At 34.4% G+C, this 807-nt stretch carries 1 protein-coding gene; it reads left to right on the top strand.

What is annotated here, in order from left to right; genetic code table 11:
- A partial coding sequence (locus COZ07_RS07415; protein ID WP_406607936.1) for an N-acetylmuramoyl-L-alanine amidase occupies positions 1 to 807 on the top strand: 807 nt, incomplete at both ends.

Here is an 807-nt window from a genome sequence, read left to right as displayed (position 1 = left end):
CATAAGACCTTATTTGTTAAAAGTTAGAAGTTATTCTGATTCTGATAAGACTAGAGTAGTAATAGACTTATCTGAAAAAACTGAATTTAAAGCAAATAAATTAACCAATCCGGATAAAATTTTTATCGATATAATTGGTTCTATTCTAAAATTAGAAGATACGTTTAAAGAGATAGAGATAAATGATGGCATATTAAAAACAGTAAGAACAGCTCAATTTAATGAGGAAATTACTAGAGTTGTATTTGATCTATACCAGGAAGTCAAATATAATATTTTTAGTCTTACCGACCCCGATAGAGTAGTAATAGATATATTTAGACCAGAGAAAAAAAGCGAACCTTTACTGGAAACTCTTCCTCCTAAACCTGAAGAAAAACCTGTTCCTGAACCTAAGGTAACCGGCAAAAGAGTAGTAATTATTGACCCCGGGCACGGAGGTAGTGATCCAGGAGCAATCGGACCTACCGGCTTAAAGGAGAGTGAGGTTACTTTAAAGGTTGCTCTTCATTTAGAAGAACTTTTAAAGAAAGCTGGTATTCCCACTTATTTAACCAGATATAAAAATGATTTTATCTCTTTAGAAGATAGGGTAAATTTTGCTAATCAGAAGAATGGTTTTATATTTGTAAGTATACATGCTAATTCAACTTTAAATAATCGTCCTACCGCGATTGGGACTGAAACTTTTGTACTAAGTTCCAAATATATCGGAGCTTCTGCTAAAGATGTAGCTGATAGAGAGAACAGAGCCAGCAGGGCTCACCCGGAAGTGGATGCTGATTTAGCTTCAATCATCGGTGACCT

The sequence above is a fragment of the Candidatus Infernicultor aquiphilus genome (assembly GCF_002784285.1).
Lineage (GTDB): Bacteria > Atribacterota > Phoenicimicrobiia > Phoenicimicrobiales > Phoenicimicrobiaceae > Infernicultor > Infernicultor aquiphilus.
Note: the sequence above shows the minus strand (reverse complement) of the source record. Positions and strands in the feature narration are given on the sequence as shown.